This is a genomic window from Marinomonas sp. G8-14, from assembly GCF_055808935.1.
Genome location: NZ_CM147891.1, coordinates 1,641,977 through 1,660,109 on the forward strand (window position 1 = coordinate 1,641,977; position 18,133 = coordinate 1,660,109).

14 protein-coding genes, 2 tRNA genes and 3 pseudogenes are annotated in these 18,133 nt (G+C 43.0%); 3 read left to right on the forward strand and 16 right to left on the reverse strand.

Features of this window, described 5'->3' with window-relative positions; all coding sequences use genetic code 11:
* Nucleotides 1-26: 26 nt before the first annotated feature.
* The 7 genes and pseudogenes from AC0L6V_RS08480 to AC0L6V_RS08510 form a co-directional block, all read right to left on the reverse strand.
* Nucleotides 27-103 (reverse strand) — tRNA-Asp (locus tag AC0L6V_RS08480).
* A 7-nt stretch (nt 104-110) separates the two neighbouring features.
* Nucleotides 111-383, reverse strand: coding sequence for an HU family DNA-binding protein (locus AC0L6V_RS08485; RefSeq protein ID WP_012069435.1), 273 nt, complete (start codon nt 381-383; stop codon nt 111-113).
* Nucleotides 384-507: 124 nt separating this feature from the next.
* On the reverse strand, nt 508-2,901 hold the full coding sequence (gene lon, locus AC0L6V_RS08490; protein WP_265219235.1) for an endopeptidase La: 2,394 nt from the start codon (nt 2,899-2,901) through the stop codon (nt 508-510).
* 214 nt (nt 2,902-3,115) lie between these two features.
* Nucleotides 3,116-4,397, reverse strand: a pseudogene (gene clpX / locus AC0L6V_RS08495) (ATP-dependent protease ATP-binding subunit ClpX).
* 16 nt (nt 4,398-4,413) lie between these two features.
* Nucleotides 4,414-5,046 (reverse strand): ATP-dependent Clp endopeptidase proteolytic subunit ClpP, encoded by a 633-nt coding sequence (gene clpP / locus AC0L6V_RS08500; RefSeq protein ID WP_111607686.1) that lies wholly within the window; start codon nt 5,044-5,046, stop codon nt 4,414-4,416.
* A 74-nt stretch (nt 5,047-5,120) separates the two neighbouring features.
* Nucleotides 5,121-6,447: pseudogene (gene tig, locus AC0L6V_RS08505) on the reverse strand (trigger factor).
* A gap of 118 nt (nt 6,448-6,565) precedes the next feature.
* A tRNA-Arg gene (locus tag AC0L6V_RS08510) sits at nt 6,566-6,642 on the reverse strand.
* A 489-nt stretch (nt 6,643-7,131) separates the two neighbouring features.
* Between AC0L6V_RS08510 and AC0L6V_RS08515 the strand changes: the two genes are divergently transcribed.
* Together AC0L6V_RS08515 and AC0L6V_RS08520 are read left to right on the forward strand one after the other, a co-directional pair.
* Nucleotides 7,132-7,977, forward strand: coding sequence for a YihY family inner membrane protein (locus AC0L6V_RS08515; protein WP_265219232.1), 846 nt, complete (start codon nt 7,132-7,134; stop codon nt 7,975-7,977).
* Between the two features lie 39 nt (nt 7,978-8,016).
* On the forward strand, nt 8,017-8,568 hold the full coding sequence (locus tag AC0L6V_RS08520) for a hypoxanthine-guanine phosphoribosyltransferase (RefSeq protein ID WP_265219231.1): 552 nt from the start codon (nt 8,017-8,019) through the stop codon (nt 8,566-8,568).
* A 117-nt stretch (nt 8,569-8,685) separates the two neighbouring features.
* On the opposite strand, the gene sthA is transcribed toward AC0L6V_RS08520, so the two are convergent.
* From sthA to AC0L6V_RS08565, 9 genes and pseudogenes are all read right to left on the reverse strand, one after another.
* Nucleotides 8,686-10,080: a Si-specific NAD(P)(+) transhydrogenase gene (gene sthA / locus AC0L6V_RS08525; RefSeq protein ID WP_418138927.1), complete on the reverse strand. Its 1,395-nt coding sequence runs from the start codon at nt 10,078-10,080 to the stop codon at nt 8,686-8,688.
* A gap of 21 nt (nt 10,081-10,101) precedes the next feature.
* Nucleotides 10,102-10,335: a (Na+)-NQR maturation NqrM gene (gene nqrM, locus AC0L6V_RS08530; RefSeq protein ID WP_265219230.1), complete on the reverse strand. Its 234-nt coding sequence runs from the start codon at nt 10,333-10,335 to the stop codon at nt 10,102-10,104.
* A gap of 37 nt (nt 10,336-10,372) precedes the next feature.
* Nucleotides 10,373-11,386, reverse strand: a complete 1,014-nt coding sequence (locus AC0L6V_RS08535) for an FAD:protein FMN transferase (protein WP_265219229.1) — start codon at nt 11,384-11,386, stop codon at nt 10,373-10,375.
* A gap of 62 nt (nt 11,387-11,448) precedes the next feature.
* A pseudogene (gene nqrF, locus AC0L6V_RS08540) lies at nt 11,449-12,676 on the reverse strand (NADH:ubiquinone reductase (Na(+)-transporting) subunit F).
* A gap of 42 nt (nt 12,677-12,718) precedes the next feature.
* Nucleotides 12,719-13,327 carry an NADH:ubiquinone reductase (Na(+)-transporting) subunit E gene (gene nqrE, locus AC0L6V_RS08545; RefSeq protein ID WP_111607678.1) on the reverse strand — a complete coding sequence of 203 codons (609 nt, stop codon included), beginning with the start codon at nt 13,325-13,327 and terminating at the stop codon, nt 12,719-12,721.
* Nucleotides 13,328-13,990 (reverse strand): NADH:ubiquinone reductase (Na(+)-transporting) subunit D, encoded by a 663-nt coding sequence (locus tag AC0L6V_RS08550; RefSeq protein WP_111607677.1) that lies wholly within the window; start codon nt 13,988-13,990, stop codon nt 13,328-13,330.
* A complete protein-coding gene (locus AC0L6V_RS08555; protein ID WP_265219227.1) occupies nt 13,990-14,790 on the reverse strand; it encodes a Na(+)-translocating NADH-quinone reductase subunit C in 801 nt (266 codons plus the stop codon). Before AC0L6V_RS08555 ends, AC0L6V_RS08550 begins: the two co-directional genes overlap by 1 nt.
* Entirely contained in the window at nt 14,783-15,979 is a 1,197-nt protein-coding gene (locus AC0L6V_RS08560; protein WP_265219226.1) for an NADH:ubiquinone reductase (Na(+)-transporting) subunit B, read from the reverse strand. The genes AC0L6V_RS08555 and AC0L6V_RS08560 overlap by 8 nt, the downstream gene beginning before the upstream one ends.
* Before the next feature lie 3 nt (nt 15,980-15,982).
* Complete coding sequence (locus tag AC0L6V_RS08565) at nt 15,983-17,320, reverse strand: Na(+)-translocating NADH-quinone reductase subunit A (protein ID WP_265219225.1); 1,338 nt, start codon at nt 17,318-17,320, stop codon at nt 15,983-15,985.
* A gap of 439 nt (nt 17,321-17,759) precedes the next feature.
* Here AC0L6V_RS08565 and folX point away from each other — a divergent pair, with 439 nt between their 5' ends.
* The gene (gene folX, locus AC0L6V_RS08570) at nt 17,760-18,128 is read left to right on the forward strand and encodes a dihydroneopterin triphosphate 2'-epimerase (protein ID WP_265219224.1); all 369 of its coding nucleotides are present in this window, start codon (nt 17,760-17,762) and stop codon (nt 18,126-18,128) included.
* Nucleotides 18,129-18,133: the final 5 nt, after the last annotated feature.

Here is an 18,133-nt window from a genome sequence, read left to right on the forward strand (position 1 = left end):
GCTTGGAATACACCTTTTGTGTCTAATGGCGGAACAGACGGGACTCGAACCCGCGACCCCCTGCGTGACAGGCAGGTATTCTAACCAACTGAACTACTGCTCCAAAAACATTAGTTTACAGCGTCTTTTAGACCTTTACCGGCTTTAAAACCAGGAACTTTCGCTGCTTTAATTTGGATTTCCTCACCAGTTTGAGGATTACGGCCTGTACGCGCCGCACGTTCTTTCACTGCAAAAGTACCAAAACCAACTAGTGTAACCTGGTCACCTTTTGCCAAAGCCGCTTCAATTGCTTTTAGAGTAGCGTCAAGAGCATTGCTAGCAGAAGCTTTAGATAAATCAGCAGACGCTGCAATAGCATCAATCAATTCAGATTTGTTCACGTTGTACCCCTTCAGTATTTTCGTGGTTCCTTAGTATTTTTTTCGGCGCAATATAACCTACCAAAAAGGCCGAGCGAGAAGTTATACAAGCCCGACCTACTCCCTGTCAACACAGGATATGCTTCTAATGATGACTTACAGTTTCTTGTTCATCAACAGTTTTTTCACTCGAAGGCAAGGTTTCTACCTTTTTTGGCGAAGGAATGTACTCCAAAGCGATATCAAGCACCTCATCAATCCATTTAACAGGTATGACGTCAATGTCTGCCTTGATATTATCAGGAATTTCCTTCAAATCACGAGCATTTTCTTGTGGAATAATAACGGTTTTTATACCACCTCTGTGAGCCGCTAGAAGCTTCTCTTTGAGTCCACCTATGGGTAGCACTTCCCCGCGCAACGTAATCTCGCCAGTCATCGCCACAGAGGCTTTAACAGGGATCTTAGTTAACACAGACACAATCGCCGTACACATTGCCACACCGGCACTTGGCCCATCCTTCGGAGTCGCCCCTTCCGGCACGTGCAAATGCAAATCTGTTTTCTCATGAAAATCATCGTCAATTCCAAGACCAACGGCACGACTTCTCACCACGGTTAACGCCGCTTGAATGGACTCCTGCATGACATCTCCGAGGGATCCAGTTTTCACATGGCGACCTTTACCTGGCACTCCTGCCGCCTCGATGGTCAATAATTCACCACCTACAGAGGTCCATGCCAGTCCGGTTACTTGACCAATTTGATTTTTTTCTTCTGCTTTGCCGTAACTAAATTTATGCACCCCAGAAAAATCTTCTAAATTGTCGCTTGTCACTTCCACAGCGGCAGACTCTTTTTCTTTGCTCAAGGCTTGCTTTTTCACAACTCGGCGGCAAATTTTACTCAATTCACGCTCTAGACCACGAACACCCGCTTCTTTGGTGTAATAACGAATCACATCCATCAAAGCCGCATCGGTTACATTAATCTCGCGTTCTTTCAAACCTGCCAATTTAACTTGTTTAGGCAGTAAGTAACGCTTAGCAATGTTCAGCTTCTCATCCTCGGTATAACCAGGAATTCGAATCACTTCCATCCTGTCAAGAAGAGGCCCTGGTATATTCATGCTGTTTGACGTACAAATAAACATCACATCTGACAGATCAAAATCCACTTCAAGATAATGGTCATTGAAAGTATGATTTTGTTCCGGATCAAGCACCTCCAAAAGCGCAGACGCTGGATCACCACGCTGATCCATCCCCATTTTGTCGATTTCATCCAACAGAAAGAGCGGGTTCTTCACTTTTACTTTAGACAGTTTCTGTAACAACTTACCCGGCATTGAGCCAATGTAAGTACGGCGATGACCGCGTATCTCAGCTTCATCACGCACCCCACCCAGCGCCATGCGAACGTATTGACGATTCACCGCTTTCGCGATGGATTGACCAAGAGACGTTTTACCCACACCTGGAGGCCCAACCAAACACAAAACAGGGCCTTTTACTTTCTTCACACGCTGCTGCACAGCAAGGAATTCGAGAATTCGCTCTTTAACATCTTGAAGACCATAATGATCTTGGTTCAATACTTTTTCAGCATACGCCAAGTCATTACGCACTTTACTGCGTTTTTTCCAAGGCAAGGACGTTAGCCAATCAATGTAACCACGAACCACAGCGGCTTCTGCCGACATAGGTGACATCATGCGAAGTTTCTTCAACTCCCCTTCCGCCTTTTCCTTTGCCTCATCAGACATACCAACTTGAGCAATTTTTTCCTGCAGCAAATCCAGTTCATTACTGCCATCTTCCATGTCCCCCAACTCTTTTTGAATCGCCTTCATTTGCTCATTCAAATAGTACTCACGCTGGCTTTTTTCCATTTGCTTCTTAACACGGCTGCGAATGCTCTTTTCTAAGTGAGCAATATCAAGTTCGCCATCCATCAAACCAATAAGGTACTCACCACGCCCTGTCAGAGAATCTATTTCCAACACTTTTTGCTTATCTTCAAGCTTTAAGCTCATGTGGCCGGTGATGTTGTCGATCAATTTTGCCAAATCATCTATGGATTTTAGTGACGCAACCACTTCAGCCGGAATACGCTTACTACCAGCCACATACTCGTCCAACTGCTTAAGCAGGGCATGACGAATCACGCCATGCTCAGTTTTGTCTTCCTCTTTCAAATCCAATTCAACAATACGACCCAAAACAAAACCATCTGCCTCTTCCATCTTTTCAAGGCGTGCACGCTTACTACCTTCGACCAGCACTTTTACCGTGCCATCCGGCAGACGCAACAATTGCATTACTTTTGCAGTGGTACCAATTGAATAAAGATCCGCCATGGCAGGATCATCTTTAGACGCATCTTGCTGGGCAACCAAAAACACATATTTATCATTTTCCATAGCCGACTCTAAAGCCGCGATGGATTTAGCACGACCTACAAAAAGCGGCAGCACCATATGGGGATACACAACCACATCACGCAGTGGCAACATTGGAAGGAGTAAAGAATCTGTCATATTTTTTTCCAATCTGGGCACATAAGAAAAACGCGCACTTTTATATTTCAACATTGATTAGGAAAGAGATAGGGGCGAAGCCCAAAATTACAAGCACTATCACCATTTGAATTTAGTCTACACAGTGTTTTGACAGGAAACATCATAAAAAAAGCCGAATTCAAGCAATAATACTTAAATTCGGCTTTAGATGTCGCTATCAGGCTTTGAAGAGTTAGGCGTTTTTAGCCAACTCTTCTTTTTCCAACACCATCAATGGCGCTGACTCACCGCGAATGGAAGTTGCATCCATAACCACTTTCACAACATCATTACGAGTTGGAAGCTCATACATACAATCCAACAGTGCAGATTCTAATATACTACGCAAACCACGAGCACCCGTTTTACGCTCCAAAGCCAACTTGGCGGCTTCACGCAAGGATTCGGGAGAAAACTCAAGCTCTACACCTTCCAGTTCAAAAAGATGCTGGTACTGTTTAACTAGCGCATTTTTAGGCTGACTCAAAATGGTCATCAATGCTTCTTCATCCAACTCAGACAATGTCGCAACCACTGGCAAACGACCTACGAATTCTGGAATCAAACCAAATTTAACCAAATCTTCAGTTTCCACACGGTGAACCGCTTCAGAAAAAGAACGCCCTTCTTCTTTGCTTTTCACTGTGGCAGAAAAGCCGATACTGCTCTTTTCGGTTCTATCACTAATCACGCGCTCTAAGCCCGCAAACGCACCACCACAAATAAACAAAATATTGGATGTGTCTACTTGCAAAAATTCTTGCTGAGGATGTTTACGACCACCTTGCGGAGGCACAGAAGCAACCGTTCCTTCGATTAATTTTAGCAAAGCCTGCTGAACACCTTCACCAGATACATCACGGGTAATGGAAGGGTTATCTGATTTTCTAGAAATCTTGTCTATTTCATCAATATAAACAATGCCGCGCTGTGCTTTTTCAACATCATAATCACAATTTTGCAGCAATTTCTGAATAATATTTTCTACGTCTTCGCCAACATAACCCGCTTCGGTCAAGGTTGTTGCATCCGCAATAGTAAAAGGCACATCCAGAACGCGTGCAAGCGTTTGAGCAAGCAAGGTTTTACCGCTACCTGTTGGGCCAATTAGCAAAATATTACTCTTACCGAGCCTCAATACTGGTGTCTGTTTTACCTTGGTGACGCAAACGTTTGTAATGGTTATAAACGGCAACCGCTAAGACACGCTTCGCCTTGTCTTGCCCGATAACATAATCATCAAGTGCGGCGCTCAATTTTGCTGGCGTTGGCAACTCATCACCAGCGCTGCTGTCATCCGCAATTTGAGACAACTCTTGCGTAATAATGTTGTTACACAAATCCACGCACTCATTGCAGATATAAACAGACGGTCCTGCAATGAGTTTTTTTACTTCGTCTTGGCTCTTTCCGCAAAAAGAGCAATATAATAACCGATCAGAGTGGTCGCCACGGCTAAACTTATCATCCGACATCTATTCCACCCTTTTGTTAAACTTTTCGTTTCTGCAAAATTTCATCAATCAAGCCGTACTCTTTTGCCATTTGCGGATTCATGAAATTGTCACGGTCCGTATCCATGGCAACTTGCTCAATCGGCTTGCCTGTATGAAAGGAAATGATTTCATTTAGTTTATGCTTGATGCTTAGAATCTCGCGAGTATGGATTTCAATATCAGAGGCCTGACCTTGATAACCACCCAATGGCTGATGGATCATCACTCGTGAATTTGGTAAGCAATAACGTTTTCCTGCTGCGCCCGCTGTTAACAACAACGCCCCCATGCTGGCAGCCTGACCAATACACATAGTACTTACGTCTGGCTTGATAAACTGCATAGTATCATAAATGGACATACCAGCTGTTACAGAGCCGCCAGGCGAATTAATATACAAATGAATGTCTTTATCTGGGTTTTCTGATTCTAAAAACAACAACTGAGCGACAACCAAGTTAGCCATGTGATCTTCAACTTGACCAACTAAAAATATCACTCGCTCCTTAAGTAAGCGCGAGTAAATATCAAATGACCTTTCTCCACGAGCAGTCTGTTCAATAACCATTGGAACAAGGCCATTACTTGTAATAGCAACAGGACCGGTAGTTGGGTTCATCAAATTCATATCGCATTCCTTAAAACAAAAAAGTCGACATAACAAATGCTATGTCGACCTTATTAAAAAAGATAAGACTCGTCTTATGCTTCTTCCCCAGCCTCTTCAGCTCGGGCATTTGGCTTGATAGCGTCTTCATATCCCAATGTTACTTCAGTAACTTGGGCAGATTCCAACAGTTTATCAACAACTTGCTCCTCAAGTACAGCAGATTGCACTTGCGCCAATTGTTCTTTGTTCTTTAAGTAAAAATCAATCACTTGTTGTGGCTCTTGATAAGCCTGAGCCATATCTTCTAAGAAAGAACGAACACGGTCGTTATCCACTTTCAAGTTATCTTTTTTGATTACTTCAGAGATAAGCAAACCAAGTTTAGCGCGTTTTTTGGCTTCTTCTTGGAATAACTCAGCTGGCAACTGAGAAGCATCAAAACCTTGACCACCAAACTGCTGAGCAGCTTGCTTACGAAGTGCATCCACTTCTTGATCAATAAGAGCAGAAGGTACTTCCACTTCGTTGATTGAAGCTAGACCTTCGAACAAGGCATTTTTCAATTTAGCTTTGATCGCTTGATTCAGCTCACGCTCCATATTTTTGCGTACTTCAGCACGCAATGCAGCCACTGTCGCTTCTTCTAGACCAAATTTCTCTACGAAAGCATCGTTAAGCTCAGGAAGAATTTGTTCAGCTACAGCAGAAACCGTAATTTTGAACGTCGCTTCTTTACCTTTCAAATTCTCTGCTTGGTAATCTTCAGGGAAAGTCACAGCGATAGTGCGTTCTTCACCTGCTTTAGCACCCAAAATACCTGATTCGAAACCAGGGATCATAGTGTTAGAAGCCCAATACCAATTTGTGACCTTGAGCAGCACCGCCTTCAAACGCTTCGTCACCTAGGTAACCTACGAAGTCAATCGTCACTTGATCGCCGTCAGCAGATTCACGCTCAACAGCAGACCACTCTGCATTTTGCTTACGTAGTGTCTCTAGCATGACATCAACATCAGCTTCAGTCACTTCTGATACCACGCGATCTACTTTAATCGCAGAGTTATCAGCCAATGTTACTTCTGGGTATACTTCTACCTTAACAACAAACTCAAGGTCGGCGCCTTCAGCAAAGTTCTTAGGTTCAATTGAAGGCATGCCAGCAGGTTGAATAGATTCTTTTTGAATCGCTTCAACGTAAGCATCACGCATGATTTGTTCAACAGCATCTATACGAATGCCTTGGCCGTAACGTTTCTTAACAACGCTAACCGGCACTTTACCTTTACGAAAACCGTCAATGCGAATTGTCTTCGCTGTTTTAGCCACTTCAGAATTTACTTTTTCGTCCACACGAGCAGCGGGAACACTGATTGTCAGAACGCGCTCAATTGGAGACGTTGTCTCTACAGAAACTTGCATAAAACTTCCTCTCGGGAACTTGCTTTAATTTGTTGGCAATCTCGTCATTAACAAGACATACATTCAATTACCAGCCAACAAAACCTAAATAAAAATTAATTAAAGTAATGGACTGAAATGGTGCTCCGTACTGGATTCGAACCAGTGACCTACCGCTTAGAAGGCGGTTGCTCTATCCAACTGAGCTAACGGAACTATGCTCATTACATTTCATGTGGTGGGCTATTATAGGGATGGAATAGCAATCGTCAACCAATAGACATAAAAAAGCCCAGTAAAACTGGGCTAAAAATGACTATTTGCAACCAAGGAACCGAGAATAGTTAAAATTCACTACTCCGCAGCACAAATATCACAAAAGGAACGAGTTAAATATTACAAGCAGACCCGATAAAAAACAAGCTAAGTGCGCCAAAAGGAATCACCTTGCACTGTGTTTGTGCAATGTGCATTAAAAAGAAGATTATCGATCTTTTTTAAAATTCGCCTACTACCACACTAATAAGCAGAACAGATTTCAAACAGTGAAAGAGATGACGCAAAAAAACAAAAGATAAGTCAGACAAAAATAAAAAATTTTGGCGCTAAAAACCATCCAATCGCTTGGAAGCCGTGAAAAAATCTCAGGCTATGATATCGTAACACTTCAATCAAAAGAGTTTCACCACCATGTCTGAACGCCTTATGTATTTTTTCCTTGTCTTCAAACGTTATGGATATTTGACCATTGCAAGGTTCAAAAACAGCAACCTGTCACAAAAGGCGGCGCAACTCACGCTATCGAGTCTATTAGCAGCTGTCCCTATCATCACCATCATTGTAGGAATACTGAGCTTCACACCTGCCCTTGAGTCAATGCAAACACAATTATTTAAATTAATTGAGCAGCATCTTGCACCAGGCTCCAGTGACATCATGATGCCTTATCTCATTAAGTTTTCAGCGCAAACGAAAAACCTCCCATTGGCAGGCCTAATCGCCCTATTTGTCACCGCCCTATTATTGCTCAACAGCTTTGAAAGCAGTGTTCAATCGATCTGGGAAATTAAAAAAGCCCGGAAAATCAGGGAAAGACTACTTACTTACTGGGCTATTCTCACACTGGGTCCCATTATTTTTGCCTCGTCATTAAGTCTATACGGCACACTTATATCCATGCAGATATATGGAGTACAAACAAATGCTTGGCTTGATAATTTATTGGAACTTGGCAGCATCATTCTCTATTTCTTCATGCTGTTTACACTGAATTTTTTAACACCGAATGCTGAAGTATCCGCAAAATGGGCAGCCATCTCGGCTTTGGCTGGCAGCGTGGGCCTATACTTATTAAATACCCTGTTCGGCTCGTTCGCGCAGTTTTTTGCAGGCTATCAAGTTGTTTACGGTGCTTTTGCGGCCATACCTATTTTTCTTGTGTGGCTGCAAAGCTCGTGGCTTATTGTACTCGCCTCAATCTGCCTATGTGCCACGCTACATAACATAAAGCACACTTCTCAACAGAAAAACTTAGCATCTGGTCAGGATTAATGTAAAATCCCGCAAAATTTTTTCACAACAGGGCTTACCATGACAAATACAATCAACGACCTAAACAAAATTTTAGATGAAGCGGATTGCTTAGTCGACGAAGTAAAACTCAATGAAGCCCTTGATAAAATGGCATCTCAGATTTCTGCCGATCTCGCGGATAAAATGCCCCTTGTTCTGTGTGTGATGAACGGCGGATTAATCCCAACAGCTGCTTTAATAGAACGTTTGCATTTTCCATTAGAATTAGACTATATCCATGCGACAAGGTACGGAATGGAAACCGAAGGCGCTTCTCTAAACTGGCTAAGCTACCCGCAAACCAGCCTGAAAAATAGACACATATTGGTCATTGACGATATTTTCGACCAAGGTCATACGCTCCAAGCTATCGTAGAATGGCTGGAACAACAGGGAAGCAGCAGCGTATACACAGCCACCGTGATCAACAAACTGCACGACCGCAAAACAAATATGACACCCGATTATATTGGTACAGAGGTAGCAGATAGATTTTTATTTGGTTATGGCATGGATTACAAAGGTTTTTTCAGAAACCTTAAAGGTATTTACGCCATCAAAGACAGCTAAGCCTATCAAGACATCCTTACATCACATGCTAATTAAACGATAAATCATAGATAAAAAAATGCCCACCTTTGAAGTGGGCATTTTTATTTCACACTCTGTCTAACAGACTCTGTGCACTTAGAACACTCGGTTGAAGCCATTTAACGCCGCGACACGATAAGCCTCAGCCATGGTCGGATAGTTAAACGTAGTATTCAAAAAATACTTCAAAGTATTCTGCTTGCCTGGCTGCTTCATAATAGCTTGTCCGATATGAACAATCTCTGATGCTTGGTCACCAAAACAATGAATCCCTAATAACTCTAGCGACTCACGATGAAACAGTATTTTCAACATCCCTACTGCTTCGCCCGTGATTTGTGCACGAGCGGTGTTTTTAAAGAAAGCCCGACCCACTTCATAAGGCACTTTTTCAGCCGTCAATTCAGACTCTGTTTTACCAACAGAACTGATCTCAGGAATAGTGTAGATACCTGTCGGCACTTCACTAATGAACTCGCCACCCGCAAGACCAAACATATTAGCTGCCGCTGCACGCCCTTGATCGTAAGCAGCACTTGCCAAACTTGGCCAACCAATGACATCACCAGCCGCATAAACACTCTCAACTTGAGTTTGATAAGTGTCATTTACCGCTAACTGACCGCGTGCATTGGCCTCTAAGCCGATAGCCTCTAAGCCCAAATTGTCGGTATTACCAGAACGTCCGTTACAAAATAGCAATGCATCAGCACGTATCTTCTTACCTGACGCCATATGCATCACAACGCCACGCTCAGTTGTCTCAACAGAATCATAAGTTTCATTATGACGAATCAGCACACCACCATCACGAAGGTGATAACTCAAGGCATCAGTAATCTCGTCATCTAAGAAACTCAATAATTTTTTCGCCAGGTTAATCAGTTCAACTCTAACGCCCAATCCACAAAAAATCGACGCGTATTCACAGCCAATGACGCCCGCACCATAAATAATCAAAGAACGAGGAGTATGACTTAAACTTAAAATAGTATCTGAGCAGTATATACGAGGATGGGAAAAATCAATATTTGCTGGTCGATATGGACGAGAACCCGTAGCGATCACCACTTTTTTGGCCACTAGTAATTCAGGCCCTTTTTCATAAGTATTTACTTCGATGGTGTTCACATCTTTGAACTTACCGCGTCCAAAATAAATATCAATTCGATTGCGTGCATAATACTCAGTACGCCCCATAACCTGTTTATCAATAACTCGGTTCGCTCGGTCTAAAACTTTCGGGAACGAAAACCAACGAGGCTCACCAATATCACGAAACATAGGATTGGTGTTAAAGGCAATAATCTCTTTAACAGCATGACGCAATGCTTTTGATGGAATAGTCCCTAAATGCGTACAACTTCCGCCGACTTGTGAACTGGCTTCAATAACCGCCACTTTTTTGCCTGCCTTTGCGGCACTCATTGCTGCGCCTTCTCCCGCAGGGCCCGTACCCAAAACCACAACATCATAATGTCTTGTTGTCATAACACCCTCTTCACTGTTCAATTATTTCGTTGCGTCATAAAATGTGTCATCAGAGACTTTCTCGGCTGCATTCTTTTTTGTCTCTTTTTCACACTTACCTTTATCGCCACCACAAATATCACAAGCCACTTCCATACCCAATGCGCTCATACCACCGCACGAGCCAGAAATGGGCTTTCTTCCCATCAAAACACCAACAGACATAGCAGTAACCAACAAAAGCATAAGGACAAATGCTAAAACAATCGTCAACATGACTTTTCTCCTATAAAAAATACAAAAAATAGCTCGCCTACTTTAAGTAGGACTTAAAGGCATCAGACGGACGCTCTTCAAAACCAAAATCCGTTTTCACCAGCAAATAAGCGGCAATACCGTTCTCTTGTGCAAATTCATAGCCTTTTTCTGGCCCAAGCACCGTAATGGCCGTTGCCAATCCATCAGCCATCGTTGTGGTTGTATCCACTACAGTAACAGATACCAAACGGTGTGTAATCGGCCTTCCAGTAAGCGGACTTATAGTATGGGAATAACGCACACCATTTTGTTCAAAATAATTTCGATAATCCCCCGATGTCGCCAACGCTATATTGGTTACATCTATAATTCTCTCAGCAATGTTATGACCGCCAGCTGGACTTTCAATACCCACGCGCCAAGGCGAACCATCCGGCTTAACCCCTTTTGACGAAATTTCACCACCCACTTCAACCAAGTAGCTTTCAATTCCTTTGTCTTGCAAAACTTTAGCTACAGCATCCACGCCATATCCTTTTGCAATGGATGACAAATCCACATAAATATCTTTTTCTTTGCTCAAACGAAGACCATCAAGCGTTAAAAATTGATAACCCACTCTCGATTTAGCCGCTTCTATCTCAACGTCCGTTGGTACCTTATCTTCTCGCTTTCCAGGACCAAATCCCCAGAGATTCACCAAAGGACCAATAGTCACATCATACTCACCATCGGTCATACGACTTAAAAGCAAAGCTTTATCAATAACGTAAGCCATCTCCTCGCTCACCGTAAATGACTGTCCTGCCGATAACGCATTAAATTCAGACAGTTCAGAATTTGGGTCATAGGTTGACATGAGCTTATTCACTCTCACCAACACGGCATCAACGTCATCTTTTAGATCCCAAGGGTTTTTCACCTCTTCCGTGGTATAAAATTTAACCGTATAAGTTGTCCCCATTGTAGGACCAGAGAAACTCACCAATTCTGGGGTAAACACAGAAAGTCTATAAAAAACGGCAACAATAATAAGCAGGAAAACTGGGAACAGTATTTTTTTACGCATAAAGAGTCTTTGTTATAGCCAATAAAACAAAGACCCACCAGAGGGTGGGTCTTTATCAGGTGCTAGCCACCGAAATCATCAAGCAAAATGTTTTCTTTTTCGACGCCTAGGTCTTCTAACATCTTGATTACAGATGCGTTCATCATTGGAGGTCCACACATGTAGAACTCACAATCTTCTGGCGCTGGGTGATCTTTTAGATAACTTTCATAAAGAACATTATGAATAAACCCAGTTTTGCCTTCCCAGTTATCTTCAGGTTGAGGATCTGAGAGAGCCAAATGCCATTCAAAGTTTTCATTTTCTTCCTGAAGCTTATCATATTCTTCCACATAGAATGCTTCTCGAACACTACGAGTACCCATACCAGAAAGAAATTTTACGCTTAGAATTCAAACGCTTAAGCTGATCGAAAATATGAGAGCGCATTGGCGCCATACCCGCACCACCCCCTACAAACACCATTTCAGCGTCTGTGTCTTTAGCGAAGAACTCACCAAAAGGACCGTATACTTTGATCTTATCGCCTGGCTTAAGGCTGAACACATAAGATGACATTTGACCTGGAGGTAAATCATCTTTACCTGGAGGCGGAGAAGCAATACGAATATTGAACTTAACAATGCCCCTTTCTTCAGGGTAGTTAGCCATCGAATAAGCACGAATAACAGTTTCATCCACCTTAGAAACAAACTTCCAAAGATTAAACTTATCCCAATCTCCGCGATATTCTTCTTCGATATCAAAATCTTTATAATGCACAGTGTGGGCAGGCGCTTCCAATTGAACATAACCACCAGCACGGAAGTTTACGTTTTCGCCTTCAGGCAATCTTAACGTCAACTCTTTGATAAAGGTCGCTACGTTAGGGTTAGACTCAACTGTACATTCCCATGCTTTAACACCAAACACCTCTTCAGGCACCTCCACATCCATATCCTGTTTCACAGAAACCTGACAAGATAGACGGTAACCTTCTTTTTCATCACGACGCGTGAAGTGAGATTGCTCAGTGGAAAGCATAGAGCCACCACCACTCATAACCTTACATTTACACTGAGCACAAGTACCACCACCACCGCATGCGGACGATAGGAAGATGCCACTATTTGCTAATGTTTGAAGCAACTTACCACCTGCGGGCGCAGTCACTTCTTTTTCACCATTGATGCGGATTGTAACGTCACCAGTACTTACCAAGCGTGCACGAGCAGCAAGGATAATTGCCACTAACGCAAGCACGATAGCCGTGAACATCACCACACCTAGAATAATTTCTAAGTTGACCATGTTAGTTAAACCTTATTCTTGGTTGTCTAAATGTGCGGCCGATTAAAGCTGCACACCCGAAAATGACATAAAACCTAAACTCATCAGACCAACAGTGATAAAAGTGATACCAAGACCACGCAACCCTGCAGGAACGTCTGAATATTTAAGTTTCTCCCGAATACCAGCTAGGGCAGCGATAGCGAGCGCCCAACCAACACCAGCACCCACACCGTAAACAAGACTTTCACTGAAGTTATAGTCTCGTTCCACCATGAATAAAGAAGCCCCCATGATGGCACAGTTTACTGTAATCAACGGCAAGAAAACGCCCAGTGCGTTGTACAAAGCAGGCATGTACTTGTCTAGTGTCATCTCTAGTATCTGAACCACAGCAGCGATAACACCAATGTAGCTCAACAAACCTAGAAAGCTTAAATCAACACCACCCAAACCGGCCCACTCAAGAGCACCATCTGCCAAAAGATTTTGATACAACAAGTTGTTCAGTGGCACGGTAATCGCCAAAACAACCACAACGGCAATACCCAAACCTATTGCTGTCTCTACTTTTTTAGACAATGCTAAAAAAGTACACATACCTAGGAAGAATGCCAATGCCATGTTTTCAACAAAAACGGCCTTAATAAACAGACTGATTAAATGTTCCATTTATAGCGCCTCCTGAGAACGAGAATTTGCCGCAATTTTAAACTCTGGCGCTTCAACCTGCTCTTTCTTATAAGCGCGTAAAGCCCATATAACCAAGCCAATTACGAAGAATGCACTCGGTGGAAGCAACATCAAACCATTCGGTTGATACCAACCGCCATTTTGAACCGTCGCAAAAATCTCAACACCAAACAATTTACCAGCACCAAACAGCTCACGGAAAAACGCCACGACGATCAACATCGCACTGTAGCCTAAACCGTTACCAATACCGTCAACAAAACTCATTACAGGTCCGTTTTTCATGGCAAATGCTTCAGCACGTCCCATAACGATACAGTTTGTAATGATAAGACCTACAAACACTGATAACTGCTTACTGATTTCGAAAGCAAACGCCTTCAGAATCTGATCAACCACAATTACCAATGAAGCGATAATGATCATCTGTACGATAATACGAATACTGTTCGGTATATGATTACGAATAATCGCAATAAAGAAGCTAGAGAAAGCCGTTACTAAGGTCAAAGCGATCGCCATAACCAAACTAACACTCAAACTACTCGTCACCGCCAATGCGGAACAAATACCCAATATCTGCAAGGCTATTGGGTTGTTCGCAAGAATCGGCCCAAAGAGGACTTTTTTCACATCAGACATTATTGAACTCCTTCACTACGTAGCTGTGACAAGAATGGTCCAAAACCTTCTTCGCCCAACCAGTATTGAACAAGATGAGTCACCCCACGACTTGTCAATGTTGCACCAGATAGGCCATCTACTTTATACATTGCCTTAGGATCAGAACTGTCTACACCACCTTTAGCAAGTTGAATAACCGCTTCACCTTCGTCGTTGTATACTTTCTTACCTTTCCACAAAGCCTTCCAGTTAGGGTTATCTACTTCGCCACCCAACCCTGGAGTTTCACCTTGGTCGTAAAAACCAAAGCCTAGCACTGTATTAAAGTCGCTCTGCAAAGCCATAAAACCATACATGGTTGACCATAGGCCATATCCATGAACTGGAAGAATGATACGTTCAATCGTATCGCCCGATTTAACAAGATAAACCGCCGAAAAATTTGCACGGCGCTTGATACTCGCTGGATCTTCCTCAGCTTTTAGAGCAATAGACAAGTTAGGATCTTTAGCAGCAGCCTGCTGATTGAAAGTCGCTACATTGATATTAGCCTCTTTCAATTCCTCTTGCGTAGCGAATGTACCTGTTTGCAAGTTAACAATACGCGTTTCAACCGTCTCGAAAATCTCGTCCACAGACTTGCCTGGCTCAAGCATGCCAGCCGCCGACAGAATGTTACGTTTACGGTCTAAATCTTTATTGGTGTTCTGTATAGGCTTAAGACCTACCGCTGCAGCAGCAACAAAAATAGAACAAACCAAACACAAAGATAAAGCAACTATAATGGTCTTTTTAATACTATCGTTACTGCTAGCCATTGCGTGCAATCCTCCGTTTAATGTTCGCCTGAACAACAAAGTGGTCAATAAATGGCGCAAACAAATTCGCGAACAAAATTGCCAACATCATACCCTCAGGGTAAGCAGGGTTAACAACACGAATCAACACAACCATCAAACCAATCAATGCTCCGTAGAACCATTTACCTCGATTCGTCATTGATGCAGACACTGGGTCGGTTGCCATGTACATCATACCAAAGGCAAAACCACCCAAGACAAGATGCCAGTACCACGGCGTTGCAAACATAGGATTGGTATCGGAGCCAATGAAGTTCAACAATCCAGAAGTCAAAACCATACCTAACATAACACCAGCCACAATACGCCATGCGGCAATTCGCATGATCAGTAAAGCACCACCGCCAATCAAGATAGCCAGTGTCGATGTCTCACCCATTGAGCCTTGGATAAATCCAAAAAACGCATCAGACCAAGCAACCGTTAGACCAGGAACACCATCCGCAGCCAATTGGCTAAGCGCTGTTGCACCAGAAAAACCATCAACCGCTGTCCAAACTGCATCACCAGACATAGAGGCTGGGTACGCAAAGAACAAAAAGGCACGGCCAGCCAACGCTGGGTTGAGGAAGTTTTTACCCGTTCCACCGAACACCTCTTTCGCCAATACCACACCAAAGGTGATACCCAAAGCGACTTGCCATAAAGGTACAGTCGCAGGCAAAGATAAGGAGAACAAGATTGAGGTAACAAAGAAACCTTCGTTAACTTCATGTTTACGTACAGACGCAAACAATACTTCCCAGAAACCACCTACAACGAAAGTCACAAGATAAACAGGCAAAAAGTACATTGCGCCGTAAATCATGTTATCCCATATGCTGGAAGCATCATAATTAGTTAAACTACCAATGATGCCGTGGCGCCAAGAATCTCCCGCTGTAACGCCCATGGCATCCATAGCGGTATTGGCTTGAAAACCAATGTTGTACATACCAAAAAACATGGCTGGAAATGTACACATCCAAACCAAAATCATAATGCGCTTCATATCCACCGCATCACGAACATGGGAACCATTTTTAGTTACTGAGCTTGGACGGTAAAAAATAGTATCTACCGCTTCGTAAAGCGCGTACCACTTTTCATATTTTCCACCTGAATGAAATTCAGGCTCGATTTTATCAAGTACTTTTCTAAGCCCCATGAATCAACCCTCTTTCTCTATTAGAGTTAGGCAATCCCGAAGGATCGGGCCATATTCGAACTTACCTGAGCAACTGTAAGTACACAAAGCCAAATCTTCTTCGTCCAATTCAAGCGCACCAAGCTTCTGAGCTTGTTCTGTATCGTTCACAACCAAAGCACGTAGCAATTGTGTAGGAAGGATATCCAGTGGCATTACGCGTTCAAAGTTACCAAGCGGCAACATAGTACGATCACTACCATTTGTCGTGGTGGTCATATCGAAAGATTTCTTTCCTGTCAGCTTAGATAAGAACACATTCATAATAGAATGCTTTTCTACGCCAGCACGAAGATAATGCATCATTTGACGCTCACGACCTTCCAACAGCACAGACACCTGATTATGGTAACGACCTAAAAAGGCGTAAGGCCCTTTCGCGGCACGACCAGAAAGCACAGATCCAGAAACCACTCGATTCTCGCCATCAGCCAACTCACCCGACAACAAGTTATCGAGGCTTGCGCCAACTTGAGTACGAACCAAACGAGGCTTTTTAACTTGTGGACCCGCTAAAGAAACCACTCGCTCAACACTTAACTCACCCGTAACGAATAACTTACCAACCGCTACAACGTCTTGATAGTTAATAGACCAAACCGTCTTTTTATCACTAACTGGATCAAGGAAATGTATGTGAGTACCAGCAAGACCTGCTGGGTGTATACCAGCAAACTCTTCAACCGTCACATCAGATGTTGTTGGAATCTTTGCACCCGCTGCTTTACAAACAAAGACCTTACCTTCCGTTAAACGCGTTAGCACAGTAAGACCATCAGCAAAGGCTTCAGCTTGATCAGCCAAAACGACTTCAGGAGAAGCAGCCAATGGATTGGTATCCATCGCCGTCACAAAAATAGAGTTCGGAACGGACGCCACTTCGGGCACTTTTGAAAATGGACGAGTACGGAACGCAGTCCACAAACCCGATTCGACCAAATTATCAACCACCTTACTACGCTCTAAAGACTTCAATTCAGAACCAGAGTAAGAGGCGAAAGTTTCAGACTCATCGCCCTCAACATTAATAATTAATGATTGAAAGACACGTCTTTCACCACGATTGATCGCAGCAACGGTTCCAGAGGCAGGAGCCGTGTACTTCACGCCTTCCGTCTTCTTATCCGTAAAGATGACTTGACCTTTCTTGACCTTATCCCCTTCCTTGACCAACATGGTGGGTTTCATTCCATGATAGTCTGGACCAATCACAGCCACTGCTTTCACCGCAGCGGCCGTCTCAATCACTTGATTGGGAGCACCTGAGATCGGTAGATCTAGGCCTTTTGTAATTTTATACATATGTTCTGCCCAACAATAAATTGAACACAAAAAGCGTAATGTGTAATGCTCACACCCCCTCCGGGAAAACATGCACGAGCGAACAATCAATCTTAAGATAATTGTAAAACACAAACTCACTTCACCAAAAAACCGACGTATTATAAAGATCATTCCCCCCATTGACCAGCTCATGAAGCGGACTTTAAGCACCAACTTTTACTTAAAAGCACAACTTGCTCCTTATTCATTGACGTGCAGCCATAAAAAATACTTTTTTTGTTATTTTATTACATGATGAGTGACAATCCAGCTCACTCAAACCGCCTTGGCAAATTAAATCAAAGCTAGGCAATCCAAATAGGAAGATCAGCCGTACTTTAGTCGGTTGCCATATCTTATTGAAAACGACACAATATCGCCTAACAAATGAATAGGCTCAAAACACGGAAGCAAACCTATGATCAAACCAGAAGCTCAAATTCATATTAAAAACTTACGTTTAAGAACCTATATTGGATTCAATGAATCGGAAAAACAGAACAAACAGGACGTTGTCATTAATGCTTGGATACACTACCCAGCCTCCCAAGCCTATGACACAGACAACGTAGAAAATGCGGTAAACTACCGAACCATTTGCAAAGAAATGATTGCCCATACTGAAAACAATCGTTTTTTACTGCTTGAAAAATTAACCGCAGACCTACTGGAACTGTGTATGTCTTCAAACCATGTTACTTTTGCGAAAGTGGAAGTGGCAAAACCACATGCATTGCGTTTCGCCGACTCTGTTTCATTAACACTGTCCGCCACTAGAGATCAATAAGCCTA

What these genes read in the sequence shown, in the direction of transcription:
- lon (WP_265219235.1), bottom strand. Translation starts at nt 2,901, where the DNA reads ATGACAGATTCTTTACTCCTTCCAATGTTGCCACTGCGTGATGTGGTT.
- clpP (WP_111607686.1), bottom strand. Translation starts at nt 5,046, where the DNA reads ATGAATTTGATGAACCCAACTACCGGTCCTGTTGCTATTACAAGTAAT.
- AC0L6V_RS08515 (WP_265219232.1), top strand. Translation starts at nt 7,132, where the DNA reads ATGTATTTTTTCCTTGTCTTCAAACGTTATGGATATTTGACCATTGCA.
- AC0L6V_RS08520 (WP_265219231.1), top strand. Translation starts at nt 8,017, where the DNA reads ATGACAAATACAATCAACGACCTAAACAAAATTTTAGATGAAGCGGAT.
- sthA (WP_418138927.1), bottom strand. Translation starts at nt 10,080, where the DNA reads ATGACAACAAGACATTATGATGTTGTGGTTTTGGGTACGGGCCCTGCG.
- nqrM (WP_265219230.1), bottom strand. Translation starts at nt 10,335, where the DNA reads ATGTTGACGATTGTTTTAGCATTTGTCCTTATGCTTTTGTTGGTTACT.
- AC0L6V_RS08535 (WP_265219229.1), bottom strand. Translation starts at nt 11,386, where the DNA reads ATGCGTAAAAAAATACTGTTCCCAGTTTTCCTGCTTATTATTGTTGCC.
- nqrE (WP_111607678.1), bottom strand. Translation starts at nt 13,327, where the DNA reads ATGGAACATTTAATCAGTCTGTTTATTAAGGCCGTTTTTGTTGAAAAC.
- AC0L6V_RS08550 (WP_111607677.1), bottom strand. Translation starts at nt 13,990, where the DNA reads ATGTCTGATGTGAAAAAAGTCCTCTTTGGGCCGATTCTTGCGAACAAC.
- AC0L6V_RS08555 (WP_265219227.1), bottom strand. Translation starts at nt 14,790, where the DNA reads ATGGCTAGCAGTAACGATAGTATTAAAAAGACCATTATAGTTGCTTTA.
- AC0L6V_RS08560 (WP_265219226.1), bottom strand. Translation starts at nt 15,979, where the DNA reads ATGGGGCTTAGAAAAGTACTTGATAAAATCGAGCCTGAATTTCATTCA.
- AC0L6V_RS08565 (WP_265219225.1), bottom strand. Translation starts at nt 17,320, where the DNA reads ATGTATAAAATTACAAAAGGCCTAGATCTACCGATCTCAGGTGCTCCC.
- folX (WP_265219224.1), top strand. Translation starts at nt 17,760, where the DNA reads ATGATCAAACCAGAAGCTCAAATTCATATTAAAAACTTACGTTTAAGA.